Raw genomic sequence first — 17,390 nt, 5'->3', positions numbered from 1 at the left:
CTGGCGCGGCCTGGCCAGGCCGCGCCAGCCTGTGGGCACTGACTGCTATTGGCGGGTCTGACGCTGTTGCAGCAGCAGGTTACTGAAGCCCGCGCCGGCCAATTGCTTCTGGGCGACGGTCAACTGCTCGCGGTTGCTGAACGGCCCGACCAGCACCCGGTACCAGGTTTCGTCCTTCACCGTGCCGGACTCCACTTTCACGCTCTGCCCCAGCAGGATGATCTGCGCGCGCACCTTGTCGGCATCGGCCTGCTTGCGGAACGAGCCTGCCTGGAGGAAGAACTGCGTGGTTGCCGCCGGCTTGATCACCGGAGGGGCAGGCGGTGGTGTCTGGCCCAGCAATGCAGCTTGGGCGCGTGCGGTGTCGATCTTGGCGGCCTCTGCCGGGGTCACTGGGGTGACCGGCTGGGCTGGCACAGGTGGCGTCTTCTCGGGCACTGCCTCAGGCGGCACGATGACTTCCGACTCCGGCAGCAAGGTGTAGAAGTCGTACTTGGGCTTTACCGGCTGTTGCGGGGTGGCCTGGGTCGACTTCCCGGCTTCGACCGTCTTTTCGGTTTTCTGCTGTTCGGGCTTGGTGCGTTTGATATCGCCGCCACCGGGTTCGAGCTTCATCAGAAACACGATGAACGCACCGATGGTCAGGCCGACTGCCAGCCATACCCAGCCGGGCATGGGCTGCTTGGCGGGCGCCGTCTGACGACTGGCGCCACGTTTGGGGGCAGGTTTCTTCTTGGCAGCCACCTTACATGCGCTCCAGAGTTTCCAGGCCGAGCAGTTGCAGACCTTGCTTGAGGGTGCGCCCGGTCAGCGCTGCCAGACGTAGGCGGCTTTGTTGCTGCTCGGGCGTCTCGGCAGCCAGGATCGGGCAATTTTCGTAGAAGCTGGAGAACAGGCCTGCCAGGTCGTACAGGTAGCTGCACAAGACGTGTGGCGTGCCCTTGTCGGCTACGTTGTTGAGAATTTCCCCGAACTGGGCCAGGCGCGCGGCCAGGTCCTGCTCGTGAGGCGCTTGCAGCACGATAGTGCCTTCGACTTCGTCAAAGCCCTTGCCCAGCTTGCGGAACACCCCGGCCACACGGGTGTAGGCGTACAGCAGGTAGGGGGCCGTATTGCCTTCGAAGTTGAGCATCAACTCGAAGTTGAAGCTGTAGTCGCTGGTACGGTGCTTGGACAGGTCGGCATATTTCACCGCACCGATACCCACCACCTCACCGATGCGACGCAGGTCGTCTTCGGGCAGGCCTGGATTTTTTTCCTTCACCAGCGCATACGCACGGTCCTTGGCTTCGTTGAGCAGGTCGATCAACTTGACCGTGCCGCCGTCACGGGTCTTGAACGGGCGGCCGTCGGCGCCGTTCATGGTGCCAAAGCCCATGTGCTCCATCTGCATCGGGTGCCCGAGGAAGCCGGCGCGGCGAGCGACTTCGAATACCTGGTTGAAGTGCAGCGCCTGGCGTTGGTCGACGAAATAGAGGGCGCGATCTGCCTTGAGCACATTGCTGCGGTAGCGCACCGCGGCAAGGTCCGTGGTCGCGTACAGGTAGCCACCATCGGCCTTCTGCACGATCACGGGCAGCGGTTCGCCTTCGCTGTTCTTGAACTCCTCCAGGAACACGCACTGGGCACCCTGGTCTTCGACCAACAGGCCCTTGGCCTTGAGTTCGGCGACGACATTGGCCAGGTCATCGTTGTAGGCGCTTTCGCCCATGACGTCGGCCATGGTCAGCTTGACGTTGAGCAGTTCGTAGGTCTTCTGGCAGTGCGACAGCGAGATGTCCTTGAACCGTGTCCACAGGGCCAGGCAGTCAGGGTCACCCGCCTGCAGCTTGACCACCAACCCGCGCGCGCGCGTGGCGAAGGCTTCGGATTCGTCGAAGCGCTTCTTGGCCGCACGGTAGAAGTTTTCCAGGTCGGAGAGTTCGTCGCTGGTGATGGGGTTTTCTTCGAGGTATGCCAGCAGCATGCCGAACTGGGTGCCCCAGTCGCCTACGTGGTTCTGGCGGATCACCTGGTCACCCAGGAACTCGAGTACCCGCGCCACGCTGTCGCCGATGATGGTCGAGCGCAGGTGACCAACGTGCATTTCCTTGGCGAGGTTCGGCGCCGACAGGTCGACCACCACCTTCTGCGCAGGGCCAGCCTTGCGCGCGCCAAGCCGAGGATCGTCAAGCGCTGCGTCCAGGCGGGCGGCCAATGCAGCGGTGTTTTGGAAGAAGTTCAGAAAGCCCGGACCTGCGATCTCGACCTTGCTGATGTCGGCGCTGGCCGGCAGGGCCTGGATCAGTTTTTCGGCCAGGTCACGCGGCTTCATGCCGGCCGGCTTGGCCAGCATCATGGCAATGTTGCTGGCGAAATCGCCGTGGGTCTTGTCCCTGGCGTTTTCCACCTGGATCGCCGGCGACAGCCCGTCAGGCAACACACCGTCGTTGACGAGTTGGGTGAGGGCTTGCTGGATCAGCTGGCGAATGGTGTCTTTCATAGGAATCTCTTTTCGACCGCAAGCGCGGCGGGCGCCTGGATGCGCTGGTGGAAAAACTGGGCATTATCCGTGGCTGGGCGCGCGTTGCCAACCTTTGGCAGGCACGTGGCCAGGCACGGGGCAACTTGAAAGCCTTCGCTGGGTCCTGATGCAGCCTCGCCGCGCGCGGCGTGGCGCTTCAAACGTGCCTTCAGTAAAGATCCACCGGGTCGACGTCTATCGACCAGCGTACCTGGCGCCCGCTTGGCAGTTGCTCCAGCACCAGTAGCCAGGCGCTGATGAGGCGGTGCAGAGGGGCACGGGTACTGGCCTGCAGCAACAGTTGTGCGCGAAAGCGCCCCGCTCGGCGCTCCATGGGCGCCGGTACCGGGCCAAGCAGTTCGATGCCGGGCAGGCGCTGCTGCGCCATCAGGCGCTCGGCCGCTGTGCAGGCTTCATCCAGAAACGCCTCGGCCTGCCCCGGCTTGTGCGCTTCGGCGCGCAACAGGGCCAAGTGCGAAAAGGGCGGCAAACCGGCGGCGCGGCGTTCGTCGAGCGCCTGTTTGGCGAAGGCAAAATAGCCCTGCTCGGTCAGTTGAACCAGTAAAGGGTGGTCAGCCAAGTGCGTCTGGATGATGACCTTGCCGGGCTCTTCCGCCCGTCCTGCACGGCCAGCGACCTGTACGATCAATTGGGCCATGCGTTCACTGGCGCGGAAGTCCCCGGAAAACAGACCGCCATCGGCATCGAGAATGGCAACCAGCGTTACCCGGGGGAAGTGATGCCCTTTGGCGAGCATCTGCGTGCCGACCAACAGGCTTGGCTGGCCGCGTTGAATGGTTGTGAACAGTTGGTGCATCGCGTCCTTGCGCGAGGTGCTGTCGCGGTCCACGCGCAGCACGGGATAATCCGGGAACAACACCTTCAGGCGCTCTTCGGCGCGCTCGGTGCCGGCCCCGACAGGGCGCAGGTCCACGTGCTTGCATTGTGGGCAGTGATGCGGCAGCCGCTCGTCGTAGCCGCAGTGGTGGCAGCGCAGCACGCCGGAGCGCTGGTGAACCGTCATGCGCGCATCGCACCGCGGGCATTCGGACAGCCAGCCGCAGTCGTGGCATAGCAGGGTAGGCGCGAAGCCACGGCGATTGAGGAACACCAGTACCTGTTGTCCCGCCTCTAGGGTCTGGCCAATGGCCTGCTGCAGGGGGCCGCTGATGCCGCTGTCCAGCGGCAGGCTTTTCACGTCCAGGCGCAACATGCGTGGTGCACGCGCACCGCCTGCGCGCTGGGTCATGTGCAGCAGGCGGTAGCGGCCGCTCACGGCGTTGTGCAGGGTTTCCAGGGAGGGCGTGGCCGAGCCAAGCACGATCGGCACGTTCTCCTGATGCGCGCGCACCAGCGCCAGATCCCTGGCGTGGTAGCGCAGGCCCTCCTGCTGCTTATAAGAGCCGTCGTGTTCCTCGTCGATGATGATCAGGCCCGGGTTCTTCATGGGCGTGAACAAGGCCGAGCGTGTGCCGATGATGATGTCTGCCTCGCCGTCACGCGCCGCCAGCCAGGCATCGAGGCGCTCACGGTCGCTGACGTTCGAGTGCACGAGGGCAATGCGGGCGTTGAAGCGCTGCTCGAAACGCGCCAGTGTCTGCGGCCCCAGGTTGATCTCCGGGATCAATACCAGGGCTTGCTTGCCTGCTTCGAGCGTTTCACGAATCAGTTGCAGGTAAACCTCGGTCTTGCCGCTTCCTGTGACGCCCGCCAGCAGAAAAGCGCCGAACTGCCCGAAACCGCCGAGCACGGCATCGAAGGCATCACGCTGTTCTTCGTTCAGGGGCAATTCCGACTGCGCCAGCCAATGCTCACGCCGTTCGGCCGGGCGCTGACGGCGTATTTCTACGCACACCAGCTCTTTGGCCAACAGCAGGTCAAGGCTGTCCTTGTTGAGGTTGAGCTTCGACAGCACGCTGTGGGCCACCCCATGCGGGTGCTGAGCCAGGGTCTTGAGCGCATCGCGTTGGCGAGGTGCACGCGCGATGCGCGGGTCTTCAAGGCGAGCGCCCGGCGCTGCGTGCCAGAAACGTTCCTGGCGCATCTCGGCAGGTTCACCCTGACGCAGCAGGGTAGGAAGCGCCCAGCTCAAGGTGTCACCCAAGCTGTGCTGGTAGTACTGGGCGGTCCACAGGCACAGCTTGAACAGCGAGGCTGGAATGGGCGATACCGGGTCGAGCAGGGCGCTTGCTGGCTTGAGTTTGTCAGCCGGCACCTCGCTTTCGGCACACACTTCTACCAGGACACCGATCATCTCGCGCCGCCCGAACGGCACGCGCAGGCGCATGCCAGGCATCCATGTCTGGTTCGCCATGCCGACCGGCGCCTTGTAGTCGAACAGGCGGCGCAGCGGGGAGGGCAGGGCAAGGCGCAGGATGACGTCGGGCACGCTAAAGGTCTCGGGGGGCGTTTCAGAACTGGCGAGCCTAGCAGACGACGGTCGGTACAAGCGACAACTTGCGCTGGCGCCATGCTCTGGTATTATTTGCCGCCTAATTACGTGCGGTATTCAACAATTGGTGTTGGGTGGCGGCACGCAGCTCGAGGAAGTGACCATGAAAGCTGATATCCATCCGAACTACGAAGCAGTTGCTGTCACCTGCAGCTGCGGCAACAAATTCGAAACCCGTTCGACCCTGGGCGATACCCTGTCGATCGACGTATGCAACCTGTGCCACCCTTTCTACACCGGTAAGCAGAAAGTCCTGGACACCGGCGGCCGCGTACAGAAGTTCGCCGATCGCTTCGGCATGTTCGGTGCCAAGAAAGGCTGATGTGCGTGGCGAACCCTTCGGGTTTCGCAGCGTTGCAGAGAAAAGCGCCCCTTGTGGGCGCTTTTTTTATGCTCGTTTGCTGGGCATCCCAGGCGCTGGCTTTCTGCCCGCCCCCGGCACGTGCGCAATGGGTCGCCGTACGGCATGTGGTCGATGGCGACACCGTGCGCTTGGTCGATGGCCGCAGTGTGCGTCTGATCGGGATCAATGCCCCCGAAATCGGCCGCAAGGGGCAAGCGGATGAGCCTTTTGCCCAGGCTGCCCGAAAACGCTTGCAAGCATTGATCAAGGCCAGTGACGGGCGCGTTGGCTTGGTACGCGGTAAGGAAGCCAAAGACCGGTACGGTCGCACGCTGGCCCACCTGTACAGCCGTGAGGGGCGTAACTTTGAGGCGCAGCTGCTCAGCGAAGGCCTTGCATACCGCATCGCCTTCGCACCCAATACTGAGCTCAGCCGCTGCCAGCAAAGTGCCGAGTCAGTTGCGCGTCAGGCGGCTGTCGGTGTGTGGAAGCGCTCACCGGTGGTGCCCGCCCATGCAGTGCGCAAGCCAGGTTTTGCGCTGGCGTCAGGCCGCGTCACCGCCATCGAACGGAGCCGCGCGGGCATTCGAGTGACCCTCGACAGCGCCGTGACGCTTCATATACCCGCTCGTCTGCGCCGTGCATTCCCCACAGGTTTCTTCGATAACCTCAAGGGGCAAAAGGTCGAGGCCAGGGGTTGGATTCGCAGTGCATCACGTAAGGCTTCCTACACGTCGGGTCAGCGACGCTGGCAGCTGACCCTCACAGACGTCAGCATGCTCGACCGTGTGCAGAGATAAAAGATGTAGACATTTCTACAGCAGATTGTACACACTGAAGCCTGCATGCCCCGTGGGTTGTAGCATAAAGTCTTAGGCTAGAGGCCTTGACACGAGTGACCGGCCAGTCTTGTGACGGCTGGACTCTTTGCGTATCCTCGGCGGTCCGTCAGAACAGCCAATAGCGGAATGCCCAACATGTCAGACCTGAAAACCGCCGCTCTCGAATATCACGCTCACCCTCGTCCAGGGAAACTGAGCGTCGAGCTCTCCAAGCCCACCGCCACCGCCCGCGACCTCGCCTTGGCTTACAGCCCAGGTGTGGCAGAGCCTGTGCGCGAGATCGGTCGTGATCCGGAGCTGGCCTACAAGTACACCGGCAAAGGCAACCTGGTTGCCGTGATTTCCGATGGTACTGCCATTCTCGGTCTTGGCGATCTGGGTCCGCTGGCGTCCAAGCCTGTCATGGAAGGCAAGGGTGTTCTGTTCAAGCGTTTCGCCGGTATCGACGTGTTCGACATCGAAGTCGAGTCCGAGAGCCCGCAGGCGTTCATCGATACCGTACGCCGCATTTCGATCACCTTCGGTGGCATCAACCTTGAAGACATCAAGGCGCCAGAGTGCTTCGAGATCGAACGCACCCTGATCGAGCAGTGCGACATTCCGGTCTTCCACGATGACCAGCACGGCACCGCCATCGTTACGGCCGCCGGCATGATCAACGCCTTGGAAATCGCCGGCAAGACCCTCGAAGACGCCAAGATCGTCTGCCTGGGCGCTGGTGCAGCGGCCATTTCCTGCATGAAGCTGCTGGTCAGCATGGGTGCCAAGGTCGAGAACATCTTCATGATCGACCGCAGCGGCGTTATCCACGCTGGCCGTGACGACCTGAACCAGTACAAGGCGCAGTTCGCGCACGCGACCGACAAACGTACCCTGGCCGATGCCCTCGAGGGTGCTGACGTGTTCGTGGGCCTGTCCGGTCCGAACCTGTTGAGCGCTGAAGGCCTGAAGTCGATGGCCGCCAACCCGATCGTGTTCGCCTGCTCGAACCCCGATCCCGAGATCGCCCCTGAGTTGGCCCATGCCACGCGCGACGACGTGATCATGGCCACTGGTCGTTCCGACTATCCGAACCAGGTCAACAACGTACTGGGCTTCCCGTTCATCTTCCGCGGCGCGCTGGACGTTCGAGCCAAGCGTATCAACGAAGAAATGAAGATCGCCGCTGCCATCGCCCTGAAAGACCTGGCCAAGCAGCCGGTTCCCAAGGAAGTATGCGAAGCCTACGGTGTGGACGGTCTGGAATTCGGCCGTGAGTACATCATTCCCAAGCCACTGGATGCACGCCTGATCACTGTCGTCTCCGACGCCGTGGCCAAGGCTGCCATCGAGTCGGGCGTCGCTACGCTGCCGTATCCGAAGCATTACCCGCTCAAGAACGTTGACGACGTGTTCAACGGCTGATCGTTGTTCTGCACTGACTAACCCGGCTGTCATGGCCTGATGCTGTTTACGTAGGGCCGCGAAGCGGCCCCAACGATATCAAGACAGCATCAAGCCATGACTGCCGGGTTTTTTCATGGCTGGACAAACGAAGGGTTCGCGGAAAATCGCCGGCATCGCGCCGTAATGCCAGGGCCGCGTTGCAGCCCTGTCAGGGTGCCGGTTGGATATCAGAAGAGATCCATGGGCGTTGTTTCATCGGCTGGAAGCGGGCTACCCGGTGCAGTCCCGTTACCCAGTTCATCCACCGAGGGTGGAGAGTCCTCCGCCTTGAACAGCTCGAAATAGGCATTGGGCGTACTTGCCGAGGCAGCACGGCCACTGACCGGATCGACCCGCAGGCTCAGGATGCCTTCAGGCTGCGCAGGCGGGTGCTCCGGCCGGCCTTGCAAGGCAGGGCCCATGAAGCCCATCCAGATCGGCAGTGCGGCAGTGCCACCGTATTCCCGACGACCCAGGGTTTCGGGCTGATCGAAACCAACCCATACCGTGGTCACGTAGTCGGCGTTGTAGCCAGAGAACCAGGCATCCTTGGATTCGTTGGTGGTACCGGTCTTGCCTGCCAGGTCGGTGCGTCCCAGTGCCAGCGCTCGGCGGCCCGTACCGCGTTTGATGACGTCCTGCAGCATGCTGGTGAGGATGTAGGTGGTACGGCCGTCGATAATGCGCTCGGCCACTGCCGGGGCTTGGGGTGCGGGTGTCTGATCGAACGAGCCGGCGGGCTCACCAGGAACCTGCCCAGTGCTGATGGGCTGCTCGGGAGCGGCCAGCCCGGCGTTGTCTTCCGAACCCTGGGGAACGCGTGGCGGGTTGGCCGTGAACAGCGTCTCGCCATTGCGGCTCTCGATACGGTCGATGAGGTAGGGCGAGATTTTGTAGCCGCCATTGGCGAACGTACTCCAGCCGGTGGCGATTTCCATCGGCGTCAGGGTGGCGGTACCCAGTGCCAGCGATAGGTTACGGGGCAGGTCCTGCTTGTTGAAACCGAACTTGGCGATGTAGTCGATGGTGCGGTCGATGCCCATGGCCTGCAGCAGCCGGATCGAAACCAGGTTACGTGACTTGTACAGGGCTTCGCGCATGCGAATCGGGCCGAGGAACGTATTGGTGTCGTTCTTGGGGCGCCAGACCTTGTCCACCGACTCGTCGACGAACACGATCGGCGCGTCGTTGACCAGGCTGGAAGCGGTGTAGCCGCTGTCGAGCGCTGCGCTGTAGATGAAGGGCTTGAAACTCGAACCAGGCTGGCGCTTGGCCTGCATGGCACGGTTATAGTTGCTCTGCTCGAACGAGAAGCCGCCGACCAGTGCACGGATGGCGCCGCTGGTCGGGTCCAGGGTGACGAGTGCGCTCTGTGCACTAGGCACCTGGCTGAATTTCAATGACCCGTCATCCAGGCGTTGCAGGCGCACCAGGTCGCCCACTTGGGCAACGTCTGCCGGCGACTGAGGCGCACGGCCCTGGGCATTGGTGTTGATGAACGGACGTGCCCACTTCATGGTGTCCCAGGCCACGGTCTGTTCCTTGCCGTTGCGGGTCAGCACCTGAAGGCCGGTCTTCTCGACGCGGGTAACGATGGCCGGTTCCAGTCCACCCAGTGTGCGCTGCCTGGCCAGTTCGTGGGTCCAGGCCGCCACGGTGCGCCCAGGGAATCGGGCCTCGGGGCCGCGGTAGCCATGGCGCTGATCGTAGTCGGTCAACCCCTTGAGCACCGCCTTGTTGGCGATTTCCTGGGTGTCGCTGGGTACAGTGGTGGTCACGCGCAAGCCTTCGGTGTAGGCGTCGCTGCCGTAGCGGCCGACCATCTCGGCGCGGGCCATTTCGGCGACGAAGGGCGCATTCACCTCCGGCGTGGGCACGTGATAGCGGGCGTTCAGCGGTTCGGCCAGGGCGGCCTGGTAGCTTGCCTCGTCGATCTTGCCGAGCTTGTACATGCGGCCCAGGATCCAGTCACGGCGCTCCTTGGCGCGGACCGGGTTGGCCAGCGGGTTGAAGCGTGACGGCGCCTTGGGCAGGCCCGCGATCATCGCCATCTGCGCCAGGCTCACGTCACGGATCGACTTGCCGTAGTAAACCTGGGCGGCGGCATCGATGCCGTACGCGCGGTTGCCCAAGTAGATCTTGTTCACGTACAGCTCGAGAATTTCGTCCTTGGTCAGCTCGCGCTCGATCTGCAGTGCCAGCAGAATCTCGTTGGTCTTGCGCGAGAAACTGCGTTCGCTGGTCAGGAAGAAGTTCTTCGCCACCTGCATGGTGATAGTGCTGCCACCGGTCTGGATATGGCCGGTCTTGACCAGCTGTGTGGCCGCGCGCATCAGGCTGCTGGGGTCGACGCCATAGTGGTTGAGGAAATTGTCGTCCTCGGCGGACAGAAGTGCCTGAATGAACTGTGGCGGAATCTCCGAGAAGCGGATCGGGGAACGGCGCATTTCGCCAAATTCGGCGATCAGCTTACCGTCGCTGCTGAACACCTTGAGGGGGATCTGCAACTGGATGCTTCTGAGCGAATCGACCGAAGGCAGGTTGGGGCTAAGATACAGAAACGCACCGCTCACACCGAGTACGAGCGCGCAGATGGCTGCGACGGAAGACCACCAGAAGAACTTAAGCAGACGTATCAAGGCTTTTCGGTGTCCAGGTTGTGAATGGATTGCACGCAGGCCCGGCGGGCCGGAAAACGCCGGGCATTATAAGCATTTTTCGCCACGCCGGGGTTACCGCCCGGGCTGCTCGTCGTCTGGCGGCGGCCGGATTCAGGGAACGCCCCAGGGGGTATCGAGCGCAGGGAGGCCGCGATGCTTGGACGCTTTAGCAGGGATGCCGGTTCATTTACAGGGATTGAAATCGTCGAGAATGCGGTGCGGGTGGTTCAGTTGCGCAAACGCAAGCGGGGCTTTGAGGTGCTGTGCCAGACACAGGAATCCTACCGACAGCCAGCGGCCACCACCTGGATGGCCCAGCCAGCACATGCCGCAGCTGCGCTGCGGCGCGCCTTCGAACGTCACGGTCTACGCCAGCATCGAGTGGCCATGGCGCTGCCAGCCGACCAGGTGATCTGCAAGCCGACCTGCCTGCCGCTTCAGGCTTGTGAGGAACAGATCGAAGCGCAATTGCTCGCCGAAGCCGAGCGGCTACTGCCTTTTGCACTGGATGACCTGGCCATGGATTTTCATGTACTGGGCCCCAGCCTTGATGAGCCCAACAGTATCGACGTGATGGTGGCGGCTTGCCGGCAAAGCACGCTGGCACTGGTGCAATCGATGGTGACGCAAGCGGGGCTACAACTCGAGGCCGTGGAGGTCGACACGGTCGCCCTTACCCGCCTGTTACCGTCTGCATTTTCGGATCAGGCAGCCTTGTTGCGGATTGATCGGCAAAACATCGTGCTGCATCGCTGGCAACCCAAGGGCGTCTGCCAGCGATGGGAGTGGACGGCGACTGAACCCATGCGGTCGGGTGAGTTGTCAGAGCAGGTTGCTGCGGCGCTCGTGTCGCAGGGCCTGCCGGCCGACCTGTGGGTGTCAAGCGGCGACTGCATGACCCATCGGCACCTGCAAGCGATGAGCGAAAGGCTCAACGTACATTGCCGGCCGTTACCTGCACCCGGCGGGCTCGAATGTCTCGGCGGCCCCATGCTGCTTGCCAGCACGCTGGCGGCAGGAGGGTTGCGGGCATGATCCGGTTCAACCTGCTTCCTTGGCGCGAGCGGCAGCGGCAAGCGGCCATTCGGCGCTTTCGCAACCAGCTATTGGCAAGCGCATTGGCGGCCCTGTGCGCCGTGACGACGGTCGATCAGTTGGCGCGTCAACGGGCCCACTTGCAGGCGGCCGATAACAAGCAGCGAGCGGCTGAATTGACGGCCCTGGGTGAGCCGGCAGCGTCTAGGGCACAGCTGCAGGACCAGCACGCCACGTCGTCGAGCCAGCTTTCCCGGTTTGAGACGCTGCGCGCTGAGCAGCGCATTCTGGAGGGGTTGTTCACGGACCTTGAGCGCGCCCTGCCAACCACTGTGCAGTTGTTGGGCCTGCAATTTGAAGACAGACACTTGCAGATAACGGGCCTGGCTCCCTCTGGCGCCGTGATCGCCCAATTCATGCGGGACCTGGATCGCTCGGGCATGTTGATCGACCTGCAACTTAAGCAGATCAAAAGCCTGCCCCGTGCCGATCAGTTCCTGCTGACGGCACGCGTCGCTGCGTCCTGGTCATGAAACTGCAGACGGTCTTTGAGCGAGCGGCGGCGTTCGGGCAGTCCGCGCGGGCCAAGAGCCTGGCGCCGGTGCTGCTTGCCTGTTGCCTGTTCATCTTGGGCTGCGCAATACGCCTGCCCGCGGCACTGCAGCAAATGGACCGGGAGCAGGCCAGGGCCCAGGCGCTGGATGAGCGGCAATCGGCCTTGAATGCAGAGCGCGCGGGGCTCGACAGTCTGCGCGCCGCGGTGGCTGAGGCCGAGCAACGCCTGCAGGTGGCCCTGTGGAGCATGGCCGCCGGCCAAGACATGAGCGATCTGGTGGATCACATCGCGGCGTTGGGCCGCGCCCACGGCTTGCTCATCGAGCTGCTGCGGGTGCAAGAGGCGCAAACCCACGGTGATTACCAACAGGTGCCGCTGGAACTGCGGGTCAAAGGCGAGTATGCCGGCGTGCGGCAATGGTTGTTCGAGTGGCTTGGCCAGGCTCGGCTGCTGCGCACTGGCGACATGAGCCTGGAACCTGTCACCGGGCAGCCTGGCATGGTGCAACTGCGGCTGCAGGTCGATGCCTTCCAGGCAACCGTCCCAACGCTGCCGGCACAGGCATTGGCCCAGCTGCCGGCACGCATGCCCGTGGCGGCACCGCACGTCGACCCATTCAGGCCGCAGCAGGACCAACTGCCTGATCGCGGGCTGGCAAGCGTGCCGCTGTCGCAGGTGCGCATGGTTGGTAGTCTGTCGCGGGCGCAGGCTCACGAAGCGCTGTTGATAGCAGCCGGTAGGGTTCATCGGGTAAGCCTGGGTGACCGGGTCGGGCGCGATCAAGGGGTCGTTGCGCATATCGATCCGGGTCAGGTGGAAATTCGCGAACACTGGTTCATGGACGGTGCATGGCACGAGCGCGTTGCGTTTATCTCTATGGCAACACCTGCGGGCAAGGAGGCCCTGATCCTGGATGAGCAAGACATGGAAATGGCTACTCGCAACCCTGCTGTTGCCGTTGACGGCAATGGCCGCCCCCTACCAGGGTGAACGGCTGTCACTGAATTTTCAGGATGTCGAGGTACGCGCCGTGCTGCAGGTGCTTGCCGACCATGCCGGTATCAACCTGGTCGCCAGCGACGACGTCCAAGGGAGCGTCACCTTGCGGCTGGAAGATGTCCCCTGGGATCAAGCGATCGACCTGGTATTGCGCAGCAAGGGCCTGGGTCGACGCCAGGAAGGCAATGTACTGCTGATCGCACCGCTTTCGACCCTGAACGCGCAGTCGTTCGAGGGCACCGCAAATTCACTCGACGTGCAACAACAGCCCATGCGTCGAGAACTGATGCGTATCCACTATGCCAAGGCCGCAGATTTGTCCGAGCTGTTGTTGGCGAGCCTGTCTGAGGACGGCATCCTTGCCGGCAGGGGCAGCCTGGGTGTGGATGAGCGTACCAACACGCTGGTTGTCCACCAGCCGGCGAATCGACTTGCCGAGATTCGGCAACTGATCGCCCAGTTGGATGTGCCCGTGCGTCAGGTCGCGATCGAAGCCCGTATCGTGGAGGCCAATGTCGACTACCAGAAAGGCCTGGGGGTGCGATGGGGCGGCGACCTGTACAGCAACGAACTAAGACCGGGCAAGGACCTGTTTGTAGACCTGGGCGTCGAGCGGGGCGGCAGCAGCCTTGGCGTTGGTCTGTTGCGCGGCGACGTGCTCCTTGATCTTGAGCTCAGCGCCATGGAAAAGAGCGGTGAGGGGGAGATCATCTCGCAGCCCAAGGTAGTGACCGCTGACAAGGAGACGGCGCGGATACTCAAAGGTACCGAGGTGCCTTACCAGCAGTCCAACAAGAACGGCGCGACGACTGTGTCGTTTCGCGAGGCTTCGCTTTCACTGGAAGTAACGCCGCAGATCACGCCCGATGACAGTGTCGTCATGACCGTGAGAGTGACCAAGGACGAACCTGACTATGTCAATGCCCTGAATGACGTCCCGCCCATTCGCAAGAACGAGGTCAATGCCAAGGTCAGGGTCGAGAACGGACAGACGATCGTGATCGGAGGCGTCTACTCGACCACGCAAAACAATGTGGTGGACAAGGTGCCATTTCTTGGCGATCTGCCGTATGTTGGACGGCTGTTTCGACGCGATGTACTACAAGAGAAAAAATCCGAGCTGCTGGTCTTCCTGACTCCGCGTATCATGAGTGACCAGACGATTGCTGTGAGTCGTTGATTCTGTGCGAAATTTGATACTTGTGGGGCCCATGGGTGCTGGTAAAAGCACCATCGGGCGCCTATTGGCCAAAGAGCTGCGCCTGCCATTCAGGGATTCCGACAAGGAAATCGAACTGAGGTGCGGTGCCAACATCCCGTGGATCTTCGACAAGGAAGGCGAGCCGGGTTTCCGTGACCGCGAGCAGGCCATGATCGCCGAGTTATGCAGCCTCGATGGCGTGGTCGTTGCCACAGGCGGCGGGGCTGTCATGCGCGAGGCCAATCGCCGCGTGCTGCACCAGGGCGGCCGGGTGATCTACCTGCATGCCTCGGTCGAGCAGCAGGTTGGCCGCACCGCTCGGGATCGCAACCGGCCATTGCTGCGTACCGCCAACCCGGAGGCGACCCTGCGCGCCTTGCTCGAAACCCGAGACCCGCTTTACCGTGAAATTGCCGATCTGGTGGTGCAAACCGACGAGCGGCCACCGCGGATGGTAGTGATCGACATTCTCGAGCGCCTGCAGCAGTTGCCGCCCCGTTAGCCCGGGACTATTCTCGGCCTCCTGCGCCAAGGCGAGGTTCAACGATACCGCGTGGCTTGCCTGCCAAAGGCGCCGTGCACCAGCTCATTGTGGGGATACATGCAGACACTGAAGGTCGACCTGGGCGAGCGCAGCTACCCGATCTACATTGGCGAAGGCCTGCTTGACCAGCCTGAGTGGCTGACGCCGCATATCGCGGGCCGTCAGGTTGCCATCGTTTCCAATGAAACTGTGGCGCCGCTCTATCTGGAACGTCTGAGCAAGACATTGGGGGCTTACAGCGTACTGCCGGTGGTACTGCCTGACGGTGAGGCCCACAAGAACTGGGAAACGTTGCAGCTGATCTTCGATGGCCTGCTGACGGCCCGCCACGATCGGCGCACCACTGTCGTGGCGCTCGGTGGCGGCGTGATCGGCGACATGGCCGGTTTTGCCGCAGCGTGCTACCAGCGCGGTGTGGATTTCATCCAGGTGCCCACCACCCTGCTGTCGCAGGTGGATTCGTCGGTCGGCGGCAAGACCGGCATCAATCACCCGCTGGGCAAGAACATGGTCGGCGCCTTCTACCAGCCAAACGCCGTGGTGATCGACACCACGACGCTCGGGACGTTGCCAGCGCGTGAGCTGTCTGCCGGGTTGGCCGAAGTCATCAAATACGGCTTGATCTGTGACAAGCCTTTCATGGCCTGGCTCGAAGAAAATATGCCGGCGCTGCGCAGTCTTGACCCAGTAGCGTTGACCGAAGCCATCCGTCGCTCGTGCGCGGCCAAGGCAGCCGTCGTAGGGGCTGACGAGCGCGAGTCGGGTGTTCGGGCCACGCTCAATCTTGGCCATACCTTCGGCCACGCCATCGAAACCCATATGGGCTATGGCGTCTGGCTGCATGGCGAAGCCGTGGCAGCAGGTACGGCCATGGCGCTGGAGATGTCCATGCGGCTGGGCTGGATCACCCAGGCCGAACGTGACCGCGGCATCGGCTTGCTGCTGGAAGCAGGCTTGCCGGTTGTGCCCCCACAGGAAATGACCCCGGCGCATTTCATGGAACACATGGCGGTCGACAAGAAGGTGCTGGACGGCCGTCTGCGCTTGGTGCTGCTGCGCCAGCTAGGCGAGGCCGTGGTCACCGACGACTATCCCAATGAGATTCTTCAGGCCACGCTGTCGGCGGATTACCGCGCGATCGTGGCCCAGCTTTGAGGTTGTGACAGCGCAATGACCAGTTTGCACGCCGATGAGGCCTTTCTCGACCATTACCAACTGAGCCACGACCCGTTCGCACCACGCGTACCGGGCTTCAAGTTCTTCCCCGCCCAGCGCAAGCCGGTCCTGGCACAGCTGCACCACCTGGCCCGCTACAGCCACCTGATGCTGGTGGTCACCGGGCCTCTGGGCAGCGGCAAGACCCTGCTGCGCCAGGCGCTGGCGGCCAGCACCAACAAGCAGTCGGTGCAGAGCGTCGTGGTGTCGGCCCGCAGTGCCGGCGATGCTGCCAGTATTCTCGGCCAGATCGCGCAATACCTGGATGTGGCCGAGCCGCAGGTGCAGAGCATCCTGTCCAAGATGGTGCAACTGGCCCTGACTGGCCAGGAAGTGTATCTGCTGGTGGACGATGCGGAACAACTGGACGAGTCGGCACTCCAAGCGTTGCTGGAACTGGCGGCAGGCGTTCCCGAAGGGCGTCCGCATGTCTTCCTGTTCGGTGAGCCATCGCTGATCGCAGGGCTCGATGAGTTGAACATCGAGGAAGAACGCTTCCACATCATCGAACTTGCGCCGTACAGCGAGGATGAAACCCGCGAGTACCTCGAACAGCGCCTGGTGGGTGCTGGCCGGGGTATCGAGGTGTTCAGCCGGGAGCAGATCGCCGATATCCATGAAAATGCCGATGGGTGGCCTGGCACTATCAACCAGGTTGCCCGTGACACTCTGATCGAAGCCATGATCGCCAGCCGCACGACGGCAAAGCGACCAGCCATGGGGTTCAAGATGCCTAAAAAACACGTACTCGCGCTATCCGCCGTGGTCGTCGTCGCCGTGGCCGCGGCGGTGTTGATGCCCCGCAAGGGCGACAAGGCCCCTGAAGATGCACCCGCAGCCCAAGCCCAGTTGCCCCTTGGCGACGGCAATTCCAGCGCGGCAATCGAGTTCTCCGGCTCGTCCCAGCCCAAGCCCCTGCCGTTGGGCGGGCAGTCGCAACCGGTGATGCGTGAACCGTTGGCCCAGGCAGCAGGCATGGGCGAGGGCGAAGAGGGCAGCCCGGCGGGTGATACAGCGCTGCAACCGGGCAATCCGCCACCCACGGTCACCACCATCGCACCGCCACAAGGTGTGTCTGCTGGCCCAGCTCCGGCGCCTGCCCAGCCGGTTACCTCCACGGCCAAGCCGGCGGTCACGCAACAGCCCAAGCAGACCTCGCCGGCCAAGCCTGAGCCTGCACGTACCCAGGTGGCGGTGGCCAAGCCCGCGCCCAAGGCTGCCGAGAAACCTGCTGAAAAATCAGCGTCAGGTGGCAGCGGCAACAGCGCCTGGTACACCGGCCAGAAGCCAGGCAACTATGTAGTGCAAATTCTGGGGACCAGCTCCGAAGCGTCGGCCCAGGCCTTTGTGAAAGCCCAAGGTGGCGACTATCGCTACTTCCGCAAGTCCCTGCAGGGCAAGCCGCTGTACGTGGTCACCTACGGCAACTTCGCCAACCGCGATGCAGCGGTGGCCGCCATCAAGAACTTGCCAGCGAAGGTCCAGGCTGGTAAACCTTGGCCACGTACTGTCGCCAGCGTCCAACAAGAGCTGGCTTCGGCCCGCTGATACCTTCCGGGCAGCATCACCCCGCTGCCCTGTAGCCAAGCGAATTCTGGTTTTCGTCTAGCCTGCT

At 62.8% G+C, this 17,390-nt stretch carries 14 protein-coding genes; 10 read left to right on the top strand and 4 right to left on the bottom strand.

What is annotated here, in order from left to right; all coding sequences use genetic code 11:
• Positions 1-45: 45 nt before the first annotated feature.
• The 3 genes from B2J77_RS19820 to B2J77_RS19810 form a co-directional block, all read right to left on the bottom strand.
• The gene (locus B2J77_RS19820) at positions 46-744 is read right to left on the bottom strand and encodes an SPOR domain-containing protein (protein ID WP_023532748.1); all 699 of its coding nucleotides are present in this window, start codon (positions 742-744) and stop codon (positions 46-48) included.
• Position 745: 1 nt separating this feature from the next.
• The gene (gene argS, locus B2J77_RS19815) at positions 746-2,482 is read right to left on the bottom strand and encodes an arginine--tRNA ligase (RefSeq protein WP_058602910.1); all 1,737 of its coding nucleotides are present in this window, start codon (positions 2,480-2,482) and stop codon (positions 746-748) included.
• Between the two features lie 190 nt (positions 2,483-2,672).
• On the bottom strand, positions 2,673-4,892 hold the full coding sequence (locus tag B2J77_RS19810) for a primosomal protein N' (protein ID WP_078479277.1): 2,220 nt from the start codon (positions 4,890-4,892) through the stop codon (positions 2,673-2,675).
• A 166-nt stretch (positions 4,893-5,058) separates the two neighbouring features.
• On the opposite strand from B2J77_RS19810, the gene rpmE reads away from it, so the two are divergent.
• The 3 genes from rpmE to B2J77_RS19795 all read left to right on the top strand — a co-directional run bounded on the left by rpmE (position 5,059) and on the right by B2J77_RS19795 (position 7,544).
• Positions 5,059-5,277, top strand: coding sequence for a 50S ribosomal protein L31 (rpmE, locus tag B2J77_RS19805; protein WP_023532368.1), 219 nt, complete (start codon positions 5,059-5,061; stop codon positions 5,275-5,277).
• On the top strand, positions 5,277-6,098 hold the full coding sequence (locus tag B2J77_RS19800; RefSeq protein WP_078479276.1) for a thermonuclease family protein: 822 nt from the start codon (positions 5,277-5,279) through the stop codon (positions 6,096-6,098). Before rpmE ends, B2J77_RS19800 begins: the two co-directional genes overlap by 1 nt.
• Before the next feature lie 177 nt (positions 6,099-6,275).
• Positions 6,276-7,544: a malic enzyme-like NAD(P)-binding protein gene (locus B2J77_RS19795; protein ID WP_023532374.1), complete on the top strand. Its 1,269-nt coding sequence runs from the start codon at positions 6,276-6,278 to the stop codon at positions 7,542-7,544.
• Between the two features lie 209 nt (positions 7,545-7,753).
• On the opposite strand, the gene B2J77_RS19790 is transcribed toward B2J77_RS19795, so the two are convergent.
• Positions 7,754-10,204, bottom strand: a complete 2,451-nt coding sequence (locus B2J77_RS19790; RefSeq protein WP_078479275.1) for a penicillin-binding protein 1A — start codon at positions 10,202-10,204, stop codon at positions 7,754-7,756.
• Between the two features lie 174 nt (positions 10,205-10,378).
• Here B2J77_RS19790 and pilM point away from each other — a divergent pair, with 174 nt between their 5' ends.
• The 7 genes from pilM (at position 10,379) to B2J77_RS19755 (ending at position 17,323) form a co-directional block, all read left to right on the top strand.
• The gene (gene pilM / locus B2J77_RS19785) at positions 10,379-11,260 is read left to right on the top strand and encodes a type IV pilus biogenesis protein PilM (protein ID WP_078479274.1); all 882 of its coding nucleotides are present in this window, start codon (positions 10,379-10,381) and stop codon (positions 11,258-11,260) included.
• Positions 11,257-11,793 (top strand): PilN domain-containing protein, encoded by a 537-nt coding sequence (locus tag B2J77_RS19780; RefSeq protein ID WP_078479273.1) that lies wholly within the window; start codon positions 11,257-11,259, stop codon positions 11,791-11,793. The genes pilM and B2J77_RS19780 overlap by 4 nt, the downstream gene beginning before the upstream one ends.
• Positions 11,790-12,806 (top strand): pilus assembly protein PilP, encoded by a 1,017-nt coding sequence (locus B2J77_RS19775; protein WP_078479272.1) that lies wholly within the window; start codon positions 11,790-11,792, stop codon positions 12,804-12,806. Before B2J77_RS19780 ends, B2J77_RS19775 begins: the two co-directional genes overlap by 4 nt.
• On the top strand, positions 12,730-13,995 hold the full coding sequence (locus B2J77_RS19770; RefSeq protein ID WP_058638117.1) for a type IV pilus secretin PilQ: 1,266 nt from the start codon (positions 12,730-12,732) through the stop codon (positions 13,993-13,995). The genes B2J77_RS19775 and B2J77_RS19770 overlap by 77 nt, the downstream gene beginning before the upstream one ends.
• Positions 13,996-13,999: 4 nt before the next feature.
• Entirely contained in the window at positions 14,000-14,518 is a 519-nt protein-coding gene (gene aroK, locus B2J77_RS19765; protein WP_058638116.1) for a shikimate kinase AroK, read from the top strand.
• A gap of 99 nt (positions 14,519-14,617) precedes the next feature.
• Entirely contained in the window at positions 14,618-15,715 is a 1,098-nt protein-coding gene (gene aroB / locus B2J77_RS19760; RefSeq protein WP_058602920.1) for a 3-dehydroquinate synthase, read from the top strand.
• A gap of 15 nt (positions 15,716-15,730) precedes the next feature.
• Positions 15,731-17,323 (top strand): SPOR domain-containing protein, encoded by a 1,593-nt coding sequence (locus B2J77_RS19755; RefSeq protein ID WP_058638115.1) that lies wholly within the window; start codon positions 15,731-15,733, stop codon positions 17,321-17,323.
• The last annotated feature ends 67 nt before the right edge of the window (positions 17,324-17,390 follow it).

Origin of the sequence: Pseudomonas parafulva, assembly GCF_002021815.1 — a bacterium.
Classification (GTDB): Bacteria; Pseudomonadota; Gammaproteobacteria; order Pseudomonadales; family Pseudomonadaceae; genus Aquipseudomonas; species Aquipseudomonas parafulva_B.
This window is presented reverse-complemented; position numbering and strand designations above follow the sequence as displayed.